The following is a 15,907-nucleotide window of genomic DNA, read 5'->3' as shown; positions in this document are numbered from 1 at the left end:
CCGGCTCTGGGTGGGGCCCTGGCCGGCGCGGTGCGGCAGCCGAAGGGGCGCTGCCAGTTGAACGAGCTAGGGGCGGAAAAATTTACCGGCGGTGCGTCCTTGGCGGCCCGGACGCCCGGAATCAGAGACGCATCTTGCGGTTGCTGATCAGCGTGCTGCCGTCGGCCTGCTGGGCGAGGCTGATGGGCAGGACGCGGGGCAGCGCGGTGACCAGGCTGCGGATGTCGCGGGTGCTGTAGATGCCGCCGATGCGCTGGTCGGCGCTGGCCTGGTCGCCCAGTACCAGCGGCGCGTCGAGGTAGCGGTTGATCAGCGGCACCGCCTCGGCGAGGGTCAGGTCGTCGAGGATCAGCTTGCCCGTCGCGCCAGGCCAGGGCCTGCTGGGTGTCCACGGCGCCGACCCGGGGCTTCATGTCGCCGGCCTTGAAGCTGGCCTGCATGCCCGGGGGTCAGGTTGCTGTCGTTGCCGCGTTGCTCGCTGCGCACCTTGACCGAGCCTTCGGTGACGGTGACGACGATGTTGTCCTGGTACTTCCACACGTTGAAGCGGGTGCCGGTCACGGTGATCGAGCCTTCGCCGGCATGCACCACGAAGGGGTGGGCACTGTCGTGGCTGACGTGGAAGTAGGCTTCGCCGCTGTCCAGGCTGACCCGGCGGCGGTCGATGAAGTTGGCGTAGCTCAGGCGGGTGGCCAGGTTCAGCTCCACGTCGCTGCCGTCGGGCAGGGTGACGCGGCGGATGCTGCTTTCGGCCTCGTAGCGCTGGTAGCTGTCGGGCACCCAGCCGGCCAGCCAGCCGCTGTAGCCGGCCAGGGGCGCGGCGATCAGGGCCAGGGCCAGGGCGCGTGCATGGCGGCGGATGAAGCCGCGTGGGCGCTGGCGTACCGGCAGCTGGGCGAGGGTCGGCGGTGGCAGCGGGAGTGGCAGGGGAATGTGCAGGCGGGGCGAAGGCTGGGTCGGCGGCAGGTGCTCGCTCAGGTCCGGATCTCCAGCATCTCGGCGTATTCGAGGGCATGGCTCGGGTCGGCTTCGATCCAGGCCTTGAACTGGGCGCGCTCCTCGTCCGTGCAATCCTCCGCGTGCAGGCGCATGCACCAGTGTGCGGCGACCTCGACCAGCGGGTCGCTTTGGGTTTGCGAGGAGGCGTTGTTCATCAGGATTACCGGTTATGCCTGAATTCGAGTTCTGTATTCACACGGTGGAGCGGCACGCTGAAATATGAATCTTGATGAGAATTATTATAAATTTAATAATTTCAGACTGCCAGCATCACCCAAAGGGTATGTCTTGATCCAGCTCAAGTGTATGCGCCGCATTCGTTAGGCGCCGGGGAAGCGACTTGGAAATCTACTATCGCGAGTTGGTGCGTTTCCTCAGTGCAAAACTGGGTGATCGGCAGGCAGCTGCGGATGTGGCACATGACGCGTATTTGCGGGTGATGGAACGCGCGAGTCAAGAGCGGATCGATTCGCCCCGCGCGTTTCTCTACCGAACGGCGCTGAATCTGGTGATCGACGAACACCGCCGCAACGCCATTCGCCGCAACGAGCCGCTGGACGTGCTGGATGAGGAGGAGCGCTACCACGCTCCATCGCCGCACCGTTCCCTGGCTCAAAGCCAGCGCCTGGGCATGTTGCAGCGCGCCCTCGACGAGTTGCCGGCGCCGTGCCGTGACGCCTTTCTGCTGCGCAAGCTGGAGGGGCTCTCCCATGACGAGATCGCCGAGCGCCTGGGGATTTCCCAGCCCCTGGTGGAGAAGCACATCGTCAACGCCATGAAACACTGCCGCCTGCGCATGCGTGAGTGGGACGCGGCCTGATCGACCGGTGCAGTGCAACGCCCGCCGGCTAAATTTCATTTCCTTGTCCTCGTTCCTAGTCAACAGGCGGCCAGTGGGGCCGTCAGCGAACGGCAACCGTCGCCGGACGGGCGCACCTCCAGAGGACACTGGACATGACTCAGCCCCTGAACACCGCTATCCACGACCTGATCGGCATTGGTTTTGGCCCCTCCAACCTGGCCCTGGCCATCGCCTTGCAGGAGCGTGCCCGCAAGCAGGGGGCGCTGGATGCCCTGTTCCTCGACAAGCAGGCCGACTACCGCTGGCACGGCAATACCCTGGTGACCCAGAGCGAGCTGCAGATCTCCTTCCTCAAGGACCTGGTGTCCCTGCGCCAATTCCACCAGCCCCTATTCCTTCGTCAACTACCTGCACCAGCACGGCCGCCTGGTGGACTTCATCAATCTCGGCACCTTCTACCCCTGCCGCATGGAGTTCAACGACTACCTGCGCTGGGTGGCCGGGCAGTTCATCGAGCAGAGCCGCTATGGCGAAGAGGTGCTGGCCATCGAGCCGGTGCTGGAAGGCCAGCGCGTCGAGGCGCTGCGGGTGATCTCCCGCGATGCCGGTGGCGAGACCCATGTCCGCGCCACGCGCTCGGTGGTGGTCAGCGCCGGTGGCACCGCGCGGATTCCCCAGGCCTTCCGCCACCTCAAGGACGACGCCCGGGTCTTCCACCACTCCCAGTACCTGGAGCGCATCGCCAAGCAGCCCTGCGTCGGTGGCAAGCCGATGCGCATCGCCATCATCGGCGGCGGGCAGAGCGCGGCGGAGGCTTTCATCGACCTCAACGACAGCTACCCGTCGGTGCAGGTGGACATGGTGCTGCGCGGCTCGGCGCTGAAACCGGCGGACGACAGCCCCTTCGTCAACGAGGTGTTCTCCCCGAGTTCACCGACCTGATCTTCAACCAGACCGGCGCCGAGCGTGAGCGCTTCATCCGCGAGCACCACAACACCAACTACTCGGTGGTGGACATCGACCTGATCGAGCGCATCTACGGCATCTTCTACCGCCAGAAGGTCTCCGGCATCCAGCGCCACGCCTTCCACATCCTCAGCACCGTGGAGCGCGCCACCGCCGGTGCCGACGGCATCGAACTGGTGCTGCGCAACAACGCCAGCGGCGAGCAGAGCGTGCAGCGCTACGACGCCGTGGTGCTCGCCACCGGCTACGAGCGCCAAGTGCACCGTCACCTGCTGGAGCCCCTGGCCCAGTGGATGGGCGACTTCGAGGTGGGCCGCGACTACCGCGTCCGCACCGACGAGCGCTGCCAGGCGGCCGTCTACATGCAGGGCTTCTGCCAGGCCAGCCACGGCCTCAGCGACACCCTGCTGTCGGTGCTGCCGATCCGCGCCGACGAGATCGCCGCCTCGCTCTACGACCATATCCAGCCTGGCTCCTGTGCCGAGCGCGGTGTCGTCCAGGCGCTGGCCGCCGCCAGCTGATCCGTTTGATCCGCGCCGACACCCGTCGGCGCGGTTTCCACCCTTCCTTGCGAGAACCCCCGATGCCCATGCGTAGCCTTGTTGCCGGTGTCGCAGCGCTGTTGCTGTGCCCGGCTTTTGCCGTTCTGGCCGCCGATACGGCCGCCAAGCCGAGAGAAACGCTTATCCGCTGGACCGCCCATGGCGTCCCGCACATCCAGGCGGCGGACGAACGCGGCCTCGGCTACGGCATCGGCTACGCCTATGCCCGCGACAACGCCTGCCTGCTGGCCGAGGAGATCGTCACCGCCCGTGGCGAGCGCTCCCGCTGGTTCGGCGCGGAGGGCCAGTCCTCCGCCCACCTCGACAACCTGCCATCCGACTTCTTCTTCACCTGGCTCAACCAGCCGGCGTCGATTGCCGCCTTCCGCAAGGCGCAGACCCGCGAAGTGGCCCAACTGCTGGACGGCTACGCCGCCGGCTTCAACCACTACCTGAAGGAAGCCGATGCGCGCACCACCCATTGCCTGGGCGAGGGCTGGCTGCGCCCCATCGATGCCGACGACCTGGTGCGCCTGACCCGTCGCCTGCTGGTGGAAGGCGGTGCCGGCCAGTTCGCCGAAGCGCTGATCGGTGCCGCGCCGCCCGGTGCCCAGCAGGCGCAGCTGGACTCCGGCTACACCGCGGCGCGCACCGAAGGCTTCCGCCTGGAGCGCGGCAGCAACGCCGTGGCCGTGGGCAGCAAGCGCAGCGCCGACGGGCGCGGCATGCTCCTGGCCAACCCGCACTTCCCCTGGAGCGGCGCACTGCGCTTCTGGCAGCTGCACCTGACCATCCCCGGCAAGCTCGACGTGATGGGCGCCGCGCTGCCCGGCCTGCCGGTGGTCAACATCGGCTTCGGCCAGCAGCTGGCCTGGACCCACACCGTCGACACCTCCGCGCACTTCACCCTCTACCGCCTGGAACTCGACCCCAAGGACCCGACCCGCTACCGCATCGACGACCGTACCGAGAAGCTGAAGAAGACCCGCCTTCAGGTGCAGGTCCGTGACGCCGCCGGCACGCTCTCGGTGCGCAGCCACGACCTCTACGAGTCGCGCTTCGGTCCGCTGCTCAACTGGCCGGGCATGCTGGAGTGGACCGCTGGCGAAGCCTGGGCGCTGAAGGACGCCAACCTCGGCAATACCCGCGTGCTGCAGCAGTGGTATGCGATTAACCAGGCCCGTGACGTCGATGCCCTGCGTGCCGCCGTGACCAAAATCCAGGGCATCCCCTGGGTCAACACCCTGGCCGCCGACGCCAGCGGCAAGGCCCTGTACATGAACCAGTCCGTGGTGCCGCACCTGCTGCCCAAGCAGTTGGCGGAATGCGTGATCCCGCAACTGGCCGCCGAAGGCCTGCCGGCCCTGCAGGGCACTACCAGCGCCTGCGAATGGACCCGCGACGCCAGCGCCGCCCAGCCGGGCATCACCCCGGCGGCCCAGCTGCCGGTGCTGCAGCGCGAGGACTTCGTGCAGAACTCCAACGACAGCGCCTGGCTGAGCAACCCGGACAGCCCGCTGGCCGGCTATTCGCTCCTGGTCAACCGCGAAGGGCGTGAGCTGTCGCCGCGCGCGCGCTTCGCCCTGGGCCGCCTGCAGGGCGACGCGCCGCTGAGCGCCGAGTTCCTCAAGGCGATGGTCACCGACAACGAAGTGGCCCTGGCCACCGACCTGCTGCCCGAGCTGCTGGAGCTGTGCCAGGCCGAGGCGGGCAACGCCGCCCTGGCCGCGCCCTGCAAGGCCCTGGCGGCCTGGGACGGCAAGGCCAACCTCGACAGCGGCATCGGCTTCCTGCACTTCCAGCACTTCATGAAGGGCTTCGCCGAGATCGAGGACGGCTGGCGCGAGCCCTTCGACCCGCAACGCCCGACCGTCACCCCGCGCGGGCTGAACCCGGCGGCCAAGGACAAGGTGATCCAGGCGCTGGTTGCCGCCGGTGAGGAAGTGGCCAAGGCCGGTGTACCCGAACAGGCCCGCTGGGGCGACATCCAGCGCTCGGGCGCCATCGGCATCCCCGGCGGCGACGGCCACTTCGGCGTCTACAACGCCATGCAGAGCGAACTGCAGGGCGATCACCTGGAAGTGGTCAGCGGCACCAGCTACCTGCAACTGGTCACCTTCGACGGCCAGGGCCCGCAAGCTCGTGGGCTGCTGGCCTTCTCCCAGTCCAGCGAGGCCGGCTCGCCGCACCACAGCGACCAGACCGAGCTCTTCGCCCGCCAGCAATGGCAGAAGCTGCCCTTCAGCAACGCCGAGATCGACGCCGACCCGGCGCTGGAGCGCAAGGTGCTGAAGGTGAAGTGAGCGGATTCCACCGTTCCGTAGCCCGGACTTCAGTCCGGGGTCGCCGGCGGCGGGGCGTTGCTTGGCAAATGAATGGACTGTGTCTGCTCTAGCTGTTGTGGATTCAAAGTAAAGAGCTGTGCTTTCAGGGTCTCGCTGGGCACCTGGTACATCCACAGCATGGGTTTCGCTTCGCTCTACGCCATCCTACGAAGCGCTCGGTGCTCCGCCGGGTGGAGGTCGCTTTTTACCTCCACCCGCGGAGTCACCGGGCAGCACGAAAGGTGGACCGGTGAAGCGTGGTCCACCCTTGTATCTCGACTAACTACCCCTTCAGGGGTAATAGTTCCCGACTGATCATCGGGGGAGGGGCTGGAAGTCGTGTCCACCCTTAGGCCCTGAGCCTGCGACGTAGATAGTGCTCCGCCCCTCCACACTCACTCGAACAGCCCGAACGGTATCTTGAGCCCAGAGCTCGCATTCACAAGGTTGGGCCGGGTGCAGTGATGATCGTGTCTGAAAAGATCAGGAGGAGCTCACATGCCCAGTGTCATTGGTATCGACATTGCCAAGCACACGTTCGATATCGCCACCCTGCAGGCGAACGGCAAGTACCGCACCAAGGCCAAGTTGGCCAACAGCGAGGCGGGCTTTCGCACGCTGCAGGAGTGGCTGAACAAGCACAGCGAGGCGGGTGCCTGGGTCGTGATGGAAGCCACCGGCATCCACCATGAAGCCCTGGCCGAATGGCTGCTGGAGCAGAACTATCGGGTCTGCGTCCTCAACCCTGCGCAGATCGCTCACTACGCCCGCAGTCAGCTGCAGCGCGTGAAAACTGACAAGGTCGACGCCAAGCTGATCGCCGAATACGGCGAGCGCCACCAGGACGAGCTACGGCCCTGGCAGCCTGAACCTCGCGCCATACGGCGCCTGAAAGCACTGATGCGGCGCCTGGCGGATCTGCAGGAAATCCAGCAGATGGAGAGCAATCGCCTGGAGGTGGCCGATACCAGCGTGCAGGAGTCGATCCGCTCAGTGTTGCGGCACATCGAGCAACAGATCGAGGAAACCCTCAAGGCCATCAACAACCACATCGACAATGACCCGGATCTGCGCGGTAAACGTGATCTGTTGACCAGCATCGATGGCATCGCGGACAAGACAGCCGCCCTGATCCTGGCGGAGCTGGGCGACCCTCATCGCTTCACCAGCAGCCGCGCGATTACCGCCTTTGCCGGGCTCAACCCGCGTTTGCAGGAGTCTGGTAAGTACCGGGGGCAGACCCGCATTTCCAAGATGGGCTCATCGCGGCTGCGCGCTGGGCTGTACATGCCTGCCGTTTGCGCCCTGCAGCACAACGGGGCGATCAAAGCGATGAGAGAACGCCTCAGAGCCAAGGGCAAGACCGGCATGCAGATCATCTGTGCAGCGATGCGTAAGCTGCTGAACATCGCTTATGGCGTCTTGAAATCGGGCCAGCCGTACGACGTAAAGCTGGCCCTTGCTCACTAGGGATCAAGACGGTATCTACGCGGCCTGTGCGCTAACCCCAGTAGAACCCGGTGGTGTCCGGGAAGGCTGACGTCAGGCCGGCACCGCCGGCGCCTTTCTTCTGGCCCTTGATGCGCAGGCCATTGGCGCGGCCGACCACGTAGTCGCCGTTCTCCACCGTCATGTCCGACAGCGGGCGCTTGAAGTCCGCCGGGGCGACCCAGGCCTTGCCGTTCGCCGCATTGACCTTGGCCGAGCCGTTATAGGTATGCGCCGAGGTGCCGCTGGTGAGTGCGCGTTCGATGGTCTTGATCAGCTCGTCCTTGGTGCCCGTGCCGGGGAACATCGACTTGCTGTTGTACGACTGGCCACTGAACTTGAAGGTGGCAACGTGGGGATAGGGGCAGAGCAGGCGTTCCTCCAATTTCTTCTTCGCCCATTCCGTCAGGTCGGCCTTGTTCGCTTGGGGCACGGCGAGAATGGTGCACTCGGTGATCTTGCTCCTGATGTCCTGAACCGCATGACCGCCCGAGCCATCGTTGGGCTCGATCACGTTGTTGGTGTGCTTGCCGGATTTGAAGATATGGCAGATCACGTCCTGGTCGAGGGTGTAGCGCTTTTTCATCGGCGTCCGGTTCCTTGCTGCGATTGAGTGTGCGCAGCAAGGTTAGCAACGGATCGGTGATTGGAAAGGTGCCCGGATGAAAGGCCGACGTGTCTGGGGCGGGGTTCGCAGTGTGGGTCACTTCCCGGGGCTGGAGGCGCCCGGTGCACCGGATGAGCTGGCGGCCTGCGCCGTCGGGTAGATACGCACGCGATTGGCGCTGGCTCGTACGGTCCGGTGTTCGTGCAGGCTCTCCTTGTGGGCGTTCCCGTACACCGAGCTGAGCGCGCCGGTATAGCCGTAGACCTTGCATGCGGTGTAGCCGAGGTCGTAGAACTCATCCGTCAGTGATTGGCTGAAGTTCTGCGCGCCCTCCGCGCTGTGGCAGTTGTAGCACTTGATGGTGCCGGCGAAACCCTTCGACAGGCCCATTTCCTGCAGCCGCAGCGCCACCTCGTCGGCGTTGAGGATGAAGTACCTGGCGCGGCTGCCGGCGTAGTTCTCGTCCGTCACCTTGAGCAAGTGATTGGACTTATCGAGGATCCGCTGCACGTTGAGCTGATTGCCTTTTTCATCGAGGGTGCAGTTGTCGAAGATGCCTCTCATGCCGGCCACCGAGTGGCCCCGGATGTAGATCTGGTCGTCCTCGCCGAGGCCCATCAGCATCGGGCTGCCCATGGAGCCGGGGTTGTTCAGCCGGGGGACATAGGTGACAGGTGTCGGGAGACATAGGTAACGCATTTAGGCTTACGGAATCCTTCGAAGAGGAGTTCGAGCGATGCCGTGGCAGGAGTGCACCACCATGTCGATACGACGTGAATTCGTATTGTTGGCCCAACACCCGCAGAGCAACATCCGGGAGCTCTGTCGACGCTACGGCATCAGCCCCAAGACGGCTTACAAATGGCTGGAGCGATATCAAGAACTGGGTGATTCCGGTCTGCAGGACCAATCCCGTCGTCCGCTTACGAGTCCTGGACGCACCAGCGCCGAGCTGGAGCGAGAGGTGGTGCGCCTGCATCACCAATTCCCTTATTGGGGCGCTCGCAAGCTGCTCCATCTGTTGCCAAAGGCCATGGATCGCCCTCATCACAGCACCCTCGATGCGATTCTTCGGCGCCATGGCTGCCAGGTGCGCTATCACGCCGAAGACGCCCAGGCACCGGCCACCCAACGCTTCGAGCACAAGCAACCCAACGAGCTCTGGCAGATCGACTTCAAGGGCAACTTCCATCTTTCGGACCGTAACTCGCCACGTTGTCACCCGCTGACGGTGCTCGATGACCATTCACGCTTTGCGCTCTGCCTGCAGGGCTGTGAAGGGGAGCGCCTGGAACTGGTTCGCCCCAAGCTGGCCGCGGTTTTCCGTCGCTATGGGCTGCCATGCCGGATAACGGCCGACAACGGCCCGCCCTGGGGCTCAAACATCGAGGGCGGCCTATCCGCCCTGGAAGTCTGGCTGATGCGCCTGGGTATCGATGTCAGTCATAGCCGCCCTTATCACCCGCAGACGCAAGGCAAGCTCGAGCGTTTCCATCAAACCCTCAAGCGTGAGCTGCTGCATCGCAGCTTCAGTGACATGGAGCACTGCCAGCGCGTGATGGACCAATGGCGAGATCAGTACAACCAACAACGACCTCATGAGGCGCTGGGCCAGTTACCACCGATATCGCGCTATCAGCCAAGCCTAAGGGCGTACACGGAGCAATTGCCGGAAATCGAGTACGAGCCGGAGGACAAGGTGCTCAAGGTAGGGGGAACCGGACAGGTGCAATTCAAAGGGAAAAGCCGGTTCGTCGGTGGTGGGTTATTGGGCGAGCGAATCGCAATACGCCCCACCGGTGTGGATGGTGTCTACGATGTGATTTTCATCCATAAGACAATCCGCCAGTTCGACCTGAGAGAGAAGAAGTAACGACCAGCAACCCGTTACCCATGTCCCCCGACAAGCGTTACCCATGTATCCCGGCTAAACAGGGGTAGTACCAGAGCTGGTAGATGTCGTGGCATTCGCCATCGAGCACTGAGGATCTCTTTCCCTGGTAGCTGTTGATCCAGCTGTTGTTCTTGCTGGTGTATGAAAGCCCCGGTTGTCCCGGAAGTTATTGGCGTCGGGCATGACGAAGGGCACGAAGAGTATGCGTTTGGCCATTGAAGCGATCCTCCTTCCTGGTGGACGGCAGACAACGGCCCGGGGGCGCTTGCCGGAATGGTCGGTGGACTGTGCAGCAGGGGCGGGGTGGATCGCAAGCGGCGATGCAGGCTACCGGAAGAGAAGGCCAGTCCCGCAGGACTGGCCATGATTATCTAGAACGCGAAAGCGAATGAAACATGGGCGGCACGCCAGGCCGCATCGTTGCGCAGGGTGCGGCTGTAACCCGCGTTGAGTGCCATGTTGCCCAGGCTATAGGTCACACCCAGGTTGCCCTCGTAGCTGTCTCGCGCCTGGCGCACGCCCTGGCTGGCGAAATCACCATCCCCCAGCATGAAGCGGCTGTTTGCCCCGATGCGGTCGCCGATGGTGTCATGCCACGCCATGATCGAGGCTTCGGGCTTCAGTTTGCCTGCTTCCAGCGACACGGTTCCGCTCAGCTTTATGCCCGCGCCCAGATCGCCAGTTTCGTAGCGGGAGGCGCTGGTATGCAGTGCTGCCGACGATCCTTTTTCCCGATACCCGTCCAGGCGAACCTGGGAGTAGCGAGCGCCCATCCGAGGCTCCAGCGACAGATCATTGGAGAGGGCGATAGGGTAGGCGCCTAACAGGTTGGCGCCGAACAGGTGGCCATCTGGCTTGCCCTTGGCACGGGTGCCTGCGATGTAGCGCTTGCTTTCGTTATCGAGCCAGCCTGCTGTCAGGCTGCCCTGGATGACGAAGCCATCCAGCACCTGGGATCCATAGACCCCCAACAGATGGCCTTGGCTGTCGAGCTTGTTGCCGTTATGGCTTTTTGCGTTGCCCTGGTAGTGGCTGTATCCGACGCCAAGTGCCCCCTCCGCAAGGCTACGCTCAAGACCCACTGCGATGCTCTTGGTGTGGAGGTCGAAGCCCCGGACCTGTTGGCGCTCACCGGTATGCCCGTTACTGTCCTGCAGACTTATCCAGCTTCGCCATTCGCCCTGATCCTTTTGCGCGGCTACGCCGCTCGCAGTGGTGGCCGCTTCGAATAGGCGAAGACTCTCGATGGCGCCCAGCGCGCTTGCACCGTTGACTTCCGGCGTCAGTTGCTCGGCAATCCGTGCGCTTTCGTGCGCATCGGCGTTGCCCAGGGCAATGAACAGAGGGTCTTCTACAGCCAGGGCATCCAGGTTATAGGAGAAAGCTGCGAGTGCTCGTTGTGCGTTGGCGGTTGCGCCTTGAGTAGCAACCAACTCGGCGGCTTCGGAACCAACCTGTACATCCACCTCGGCTTCGAGAATATTTCCGTTGAGCGAGTAGCTATTTACCTTCATCAAGGCCGATGTGCTTTGGACGGAGAGGTTGGCAAGTGCTGTTGCCGGATCGTTGGGTGTAATTGAGCCGGACCACTCGGACGCTTCGATCAGCTGGAATGACCGAGGTCCGTCCAGCGTGAAGTCATTGGGAGTGGGGGTAAGCAGTATCCGAGTATCAGGATCGACTACTGCATAGCCCGCTACATGGAGGTAGGGCGTGGTGGGGGAAACACTGTCGTTCAGCAGAAGCTCCAACTGGCTTCCGATCAGCTTGAGATTACCTGTTAGGCGGCCGCCTGGGCGCAGGAGAGTGAGGCGTCCCGAGCCCAGTTCAAGATAGTTTGCGTCGATGTGTGTGGTGTCGAGTTGCACATCGCCATACACCTCCAGTACCGCCAGCTGCGAGAAGTCGCCTTTGGCGCTACCTCCCTCGAACGTGATCAGGCTGTGGCCGGTGCCTTTGATCGCGATAGGCGCATCGATCCTGCCGGAGGTCTGTTTGAAGGCTGCCCAACCAGATTGGCTGAGATCGACAGCGATACCTTGCGATGTCAGCGTGCCCTGGTTCTCCAATAGCAGATTCTCGGTCAGCACCACGGCCGTCGAATTCAAGCCGCTTACGCTTATGTCGCCGCGGTTGACCAGCGCCGCACTGTCGAGTGTCGTGCCGGCGGTTACATGGACACCGATGGATCCGTTGCCGTCCGCAGTGATGTTGCCGCTGTTGTCGAAGCTGCCCAGTCGGCTTTGCCCGATCTCCAGCGCGATCGATTCATTACCGGACGCGCTGATGGTGCCGTTGTTGAGGAAGCCCCGGGTCAGCGTCGAACTGTAGATCTCCATGGAGGGGGTCCCCGGGTTCCTATCCCCCGTCTTCTCGATCAGGCCGTTGTTGATGAACGAGCCACCAATACTCGCGCCCCCGATCCAGACGTTGACGTCGGCGATGTCCCGGCTGATGAGTCGGCCGTTATTGATGAAATTCCCATCCACCCTCGAACCCGCTTCCAGGTACAGAGTGCCGTTGATGCCGAATACGCCGGCACCTTCGATCAGCATGTCGGCATTGTTGGTCAGGTTCCCGCTCACGTTGCCGACGAGGTCCACCAACGCCTCATGGCTGGCGTTGACGGTCCCGGTCAATGTCAGGTCGGTGTAGCTGGATGAGAGCGTCGTCGGGGCGAGATTGCTGATGTCCAGCGTGGTCGCCAGCGCGCTAGCGGGAAGGATTGCGAGAGTGATGGCTGTTGCCAGGTAATGACGTGCGAACAGGGTCTGCATAGTGCCTCCGTGCGTACAGGCAGGATTGCCTGAGGCGGCGGCAGACTAGGGTGGCAAGCTGGGCGGACTGAAGGGGCTGCGGCGCATTGGCGTGCAAAGAAGAAGGATCGTGTCGAGCGCTTCTTCCTCGCCTACACAGGGGCGAGGAAAGGCCGGACCGAGGGCGCGTTAAATGGCCATTCAGGCCCTGAAGCGCCCCTCAATCCTCCGGCAGGTTGTTGAAGATCTTCTCCAGCGTGCCGTTGAGCTTGGTGATCTGCGCTTCGCTGAGGTCCTTGAAGCTGTTGGTGAAGATGTGCGCGGTGGTGACCTGGATCTGTTCGGCGGTGCGGCGGCCGGCTTCGGTGATGGAGACCTGGGTGACGCGGCCGTCGTTGCTGCAGGGGTTGGTGTCCACCAGGCCGTCGGCCTTCATGCGGTAGACGATCTTGGTGACGGTGGAGAGCTTGGCGATGGCGTGTTCGGAGATTTCCGAGATGCTCGACTCGCCGTTCTCCTTGAGGATGAACAGGATGCGCCAGCGCGGGATGTCCATGTCGATCTTCTTCAGCGCTTTCTCCATGGCCATGGAGTAGCGGCCGTGCACCCGTGCCAGCCAGTAGAAGGGAAAGTCTTCCTTCCTGAAGTTGTCGCTGGCGGGGTTGTAGCGGCTTTGGCGTTTTTTCGGGGTGGTCATGGGTAACTGCGTGCTGTTGCAAAGATGTGGGGGTGATTTATAGGGGGTTGGGCGCAGGCTGTCGACTGGCTGTCGTCATTGCCTTGATGCAAGTCAGCTTCGGCAGGGCGCGGGATGCGGGCGCGCAACGCCTGGCGGCGTCGGCGCGCCCGTTGGGGCAGGGAGGCGGTGGGGGTTCAGCTGAGGTTTTCACGCTCCAGGCTGCGGCGGAAATGGCCGCAGCCCTTGATCAGCAGGCCCAGGGTGAGCAGCACCGCGCCGGCGTTGAGGAGGGAGACCGAGTGGCCCACCAGCGCTGGCGACTGGAACAGGCGATCGGTGAGCAGCGCCACCAGGGTGGTGCCGAGGCCCAGGCCGATGAGGTTGGAGATGAGCAGGAACAGCGCCGAGACCTGGGCGCGCATCTGGTTGGGCGGGAGGATCTGCATGGCCGCGGTGGAGGCGGGCATGGGGAAGGAGGCGAAGAACATCGCCGGCACCAGCAGCGCCAGGGACAGCCACAACTCGCCCACCTGGGTGAACAGCACCGCCGGCACGGCCATGCCGATGGCGCCGATCACCCCGGCGCGCATCGGTGCGTCGCTGTAGCCGCGCTTGGCCAGCCAGTCGATCAGCCAGCCGCCGCAGAGCACGCCACTGGTGTTGGCCAGCAGCACGATCAGGCCGAGGATGTAGCCGGCCTCGCTGGGCGCCAGGCCGAAGGTGCGCATGTAGAAGGCCGGGGTCCAGCTGAGCATGCAGAACAGCGTCATGGCATAGAAGGAGAAGCCCAGGTAGTGGCAGGTGAAGGTCTGCCGGTGGCGGCCGAGGAAGGCGAAGGCCTTGCCCAGGCTGGGCTTATGCACCTGGCCGTTGGCATCCAGCTTCAGGCCCTTGCGCGCCGGGTCGCGCACGGTGGCGGCGATCAGCAGGGCGACGAAGAGGCCGGGAAGGCCGACCAGGAAGAAGGTCACCTGCCAGGGCCGCATGCTGCCCAGCAGCGGCAGGGTCACGCTGTCGAGGTTCTTCAGCAGGTCGATCACGTAGCCGCCGATGAGGAAGGCCACGCCGCCGCCAATGAAGGAGCCGATGGAGTAGATGGCCACGGCACGGCCGAGCTTCTCGCGGGGGAACATGTCGCTGAGCATCGAGTAGGTGGCCGGCGACAGCGCCGCTTCGCCGATGCCGACGCCGATGCGGGCGAGGAACATCTGGGTGAAGTTCTTGCTCAGCCCGCACACGGCGGTGGCCAGGCTCCAGAAGGCGACGCCGATGGCGATGATCTTCGGCCGCGAGAAGCGGTCGGCGAGCAGCGCGATGGGCATGCCCATGAAGGCGTAGAACAGCGAGAAGGCCAGCCCGTGGAGCAGGCTGAACTGGGTGTCGGAGAGCTGCAGGTCGTGTTTGATCGGCTCGATCATCAGCGCGAGGATCTGCCGGTCAACGAAGGAGAAGATGTAGGCCACCATGCAGATGGCGACCACGTACCACTCGTAGGCGTAGCGTTTGCGGGTGAGGTCGGTGGGTGTCTGGCTGGTCATTCGGTTCGGCCCCTCGAGGCGGTGGTGATGAGGTCTGCGGCAGCGTGGGAGGGAGCGGGGTAGTTCGGTGACGGCTACGTTACCGATGTGCCTCGCCCTGGTGCGCCCTTTGTTGTTTTCATGCATCGCCAACTGGCAGAACCCGCTGTCGGCGAGCCCCGCCCTGTCTTTTTATGCCCTTGGCCCCCGGGGCTCTATGCGCCAGGCGCAGCCGCTGTTCCGGCTGCGCAGATTTGCTGTGCGTGGCGTGGAAATTGCTTTCCTTTTCCACTAATTCTGCGGTGCATGCAGTGGGCGTGCCGCACTGATCACGGGGCCGCCACCATGCTCGACGATGCATCCCTCCTGCAGCGCCATTGCCTGCTGAACCCCGCCGCCGGTATCGGCGAGGTCCGCGACAAGGTCAGCCACTACCTGTGGCCGCACCGGATGAACCTGCCCCGTGCGGATGCCCTGCATTCGGCGCTCTATGGCGTGTTCTTCGGCAGCTCGGCGCTGTTCGACCTGCACTACGGCGCGGAGGTGGAGATCGACGCCGGCGATATCGCCAGCTACTACCTGATCCGCATCACCCTGCAGGGCACCGGCACCGTGACCCTGGGCGCGCAAAGCGCGGCCATGCGCCGGGGTAGCCTGACCATTTCCTCGCCCTCCGAGCGCAGCCTGATCCGCATCGGCAAGGAGTGCCGCAACCTGATCCTGCGGGTGGAGCGCGATGCCCTGGAGCGTCAGTTGCAGCGCCTGCTGGAGCGGCCATTGAAGCAGCCGTTGCTGTTCGACATCCAGGTGGCGGCGGGGCACCCGGGGATGGCGGCGGTGCGCGAGACGCTGGAGTACATCTGCCGCCTGCACCAGGGGCCGATGGTCGAGGACCTGGCGCCGACCCTGGGCAGCGGGCTGTCGGACTACCTGCTTTCGGTGCTGCTCACCCAGCTGCCGCACAACTACTCCGAAGCGCTGCGCGAGGATCGCCGCCAGCCCATGCCCTTCCATGTGCGCAAGGCCCGCGACTACATCGAAAGCCACCTCGACGAGCCCATCGCCCTGGCCACCCTGGCCGAGCTTTCCGGGGTCTCCATCCGCACCCTGCAGAACGGCTTCGCCCACTTCCTCAAGCAGACCCCCACCGACTACATGCGCAGCCGCCGCCTGGCGCTGGTGCATGAGGCGCTGCAGCAGGCGCGAGCGCAGGACAGCGTCACCGACATCCTCCTGCGCCATGGGGTCAGCAGCTTCGGCCACTTCGCCACCCACTACCGCCGCCAGTACGGCTGCCTGCCGTCGGAGACCCTGCGCGGCGGCCGTTGAGCGG

Annotated in this window: 10 protein-coding genes and 2 pseudogenes; 6 read left to right on the top strand and 6 right to left on the bottom strand. The window is 64.2% G+C overall.

Annotated elements, in window-relative coordinates:
• Positions 1 to 121: 121 nt before the first annotated feature.
• A pseudogene (locus tag ACXI0U_RS28615) lies at positions 122 to 1,154 on the bottom strand (FecR family protein).
• Positions 1,155 to 1,339: 185 nt separating this feature from the next.
• Between ACXI0U_RS28615 and ACXI0U_RS28610 the strand changes: the two are divergent.
• From ACXI0U_RS28610 to ACXI0U_RS28595, 4 genes and pseudogenes are all read left to right on the top strand, one after another.
• Positions 1,340 to 1,819: a sigma-70 family RNA polymerase sigma factor gene (locus ACXI0U_RS28610; protein ID WP_316925257.1), complete on the top strand. Its 480-nt coding sequence runs from the start codon at positions 1,340 to 1,342 to the stop codon at positions 1,817 to 1,819.
• Between the two features lie 134 nt (positions 1,820 to 1,953).
• Positions 1,954 to 3,288 (top strand): annotated as a pseudogene (locus tag ACXI0U_RS28605) (lysine N(6)-hydroxylase/L-ornithine N(5)-oxygenase family protein).
• Positions 3,289 to 3,350: 62 nt separating this feature from the next.
• Positions 3,351 to 5,612 (top strand): bifunctional acylase PvdQ, encoded by a 2,262-nt coding sequence (gene pvdQ, locus ACXI0U_RS28600; RefSeq protein WP_479551176.1) that lies wholly within the window; start codon positions 3,351 to 3,353, stop codon positions 5,610 to 5,612.
• A 519-nt stretch (positions 5,613 to 6,131) separates the two neighbouring features.
• Positions 6,132 to 7,103, top strand: coding sequence for an IS110 family RNA-guided transposase (locus ACXI0U_RS28595; protein ID WP_350448597.1), 972 nt, complete (start codon positions 6,132 to 6,134; stop codon positions 7,101 to 7,103).
• A gap of 31 nt (positions 7,104 to 7,134) precedes the next feature.
• Here the strand turns inward: ACXI0U_RS28595 and ACXI0U_RS28590 are convergent, their stop codons facing one another.
• Both ACXI0U_RS28590 and ACXI0U_RS28585 read right to left on the bottom strand, forming a co-directional pair.
• Complete coding sequence (locus ACXI0U_RS28590; RefSeq protein WP_479551175.1) at positions 7,135 to 7,707, bottom strand: hypothetical protein; 573 nt, start codon at positions 7,705 to 7,707, stop codon at positions 7,135 to 7,137.
• Between the two features lie 117 nt (positions 7,708 to 7,824).
• On the bottom strand, positions 7,825 to 8,427 hold the full coding sequence (locus ACXI0U_RS28585; protein WP_431484307.1) for a hypothetical protein: 603 nt from the start codon (positions 8,425 to 8,427) through the stop codon (positions 7,825 to 7,827).
• Positions 8,428 to 8,464: 37 nt separating this feature from the next.
• Here ACXI0U_RS28585 and ACXI0U_RS28580 point away from each other — a divergent pair, with 37 nt between their 5' ends.
• Complete coding sequence (locus ACXI0U_RS28580; protein WP_431482418.1) at positions 8,465 to 9,601, top strand: IS481 family transposase; 1,137 nt, start codon at positions 8,465 to 8,467, stop codon at positions 9,599 to 9,601.
• A 392-nt stretch (positions 9,602 to 9,993) separates the two neighbouring features.
• Here ACXI0U_RS28580 and ACXI0U_RS28575 read toward each other — a convergent pair whose 3' ends face one another.
• From ACXI0U_RS28575 to ACXI0U_RS28565, 3 genes are all read right to left on the bottom strand, one after another.
• Positions 9,994 to 12,399 carry an autotransporter family protein gene (locus tag ACXI0U_RS28575; RefSeq protein ID WP_431484577.1) on the bottom strand — a complete coding sequence of 802 codons (2,406 nt, stop codon included), beginning with the start codon at positions 12,397 to 12,399 and terminating at the stop codon, positions 9,994 to 9,996.
• A gap of 199 nt (positions 12,400 to 12,598) precedes the next feature.
• Positions 12,599 to 13,075 carry a MarR family winged helix-turn-helix transcriptional regulator gene (locus ACXI0U_RS28570; protein WP_021217341.1) on the bottom strand — a complete coding sequence of 159 codons (477 nt, stop codon included), beginning with the start codon at positions 13,073 to 13,075 and terminating at the stop codon, positions 12,599 to 12,601.
• Positions 13,076 to 13,251: 176 nt separating this feature from the next.
• Positions 13,252 to 14,595 carry a spinster family MFS transporter gene (locus ACXI0U_RS28565; RefSeq protein ID WP_479551174.1) on the bottom strand — a complete coding sequence of 448 codons (1,344 nt, stop codon included), beginning with the start codon at positions 14,593 to 14,595 and terminating at the stop codon, positions 13,252 to 13,254.
• Between the two features lie 324 nt (positions 14,596 to 14,919).
• On the opposite strand from ACXI0U_RS28565, the gene ACXI0U_RS28560 reads away from it, so the two are divergent.
• Positions 14,920 to 15,903 (top strand): AraC-like ligand-binding domain-containing protein, encoded by a 984-nt coding sequence (locus tag ACXI0U_RS28560; protein ID WP_021217338.1) that lies wholly within the window; start codon positions 14,920 to 14,922, stop codon positions 15,901 to 15,903.
• Positions 15,904 to 15,907 lie beyond the last annotated feature (4 nt).

It is taken from the genome of Pseudomonas sp. C9D1, from assembly GCF_056491235.1.
Note: the sequence above shows the minus strand (reverse complement) of the source record. Positions and strands in the feature narration are given on the sequence as shown.

Coding starts and splice junctions, on each gene's coding strand:
- pvdQ (WP_479551176.1), top strand. CDS start 3,351: ATGCCCATGCGTAGCCTTGTTGCCGGTGTCGCAGCGCTGTTGCTGTGC.
- ACXI0U_RS28595 (WP_350448597.1), top strand. CDS start 6,132: ATGCCCAGTGTCATTGGTATCGACATTGCCAAGCACACGTTCGATATC.
- ACXI0U_RS28590 (WP_479551175.1), bottom strand. CDS start 7,707: ATGAAAAAGCGCTACACCCTCGACCAGGACGTGATCTGCCATATCTTC.
- ACXI0U_RS28585 (WP_431484307.1), bottom strand. CDS start 8,427: ATGCGTTACCTATGTCTCCCGACACCTGTCACCTATGTCCCCCGGCTG.
- ACXI0U_RS28580 (WP_431482418.1), top strand. CDS start 8,465: ATGCCGTGGCAGGAGTGCACCACCATGTCGATACGACGTGAATTCGTA.
- ACXI0U_RS28575 (WP_431484577.1), bottom strand. CDS start 12,399: ATGCAGACCCTGTTCGCACGTCATTACCTGGCAACAGCCATCACTCTC.
- ACXI0U_RS28570 (WP_021217341.1), bottom strand. CDS start 13,075: ATGACCACCCCGAAAAAACGCCAAAGCCGCTACAACCCCGCCAGCGAC.
- ACXI0U_RS28565 (WP_479551174.1), bottom strand. CDS start 14,595: ATGACCAGCCAGACACCCACCGACCTCACCCGCAAACGCTACGCCTAC.
- ACXI0U_RS28560 (WP_021217338.1), top strand. CDS start 14,920: ATGCTCGACGATGCATCCCTCCTGCAGCGCCATTGCCTGCTGAACCCC.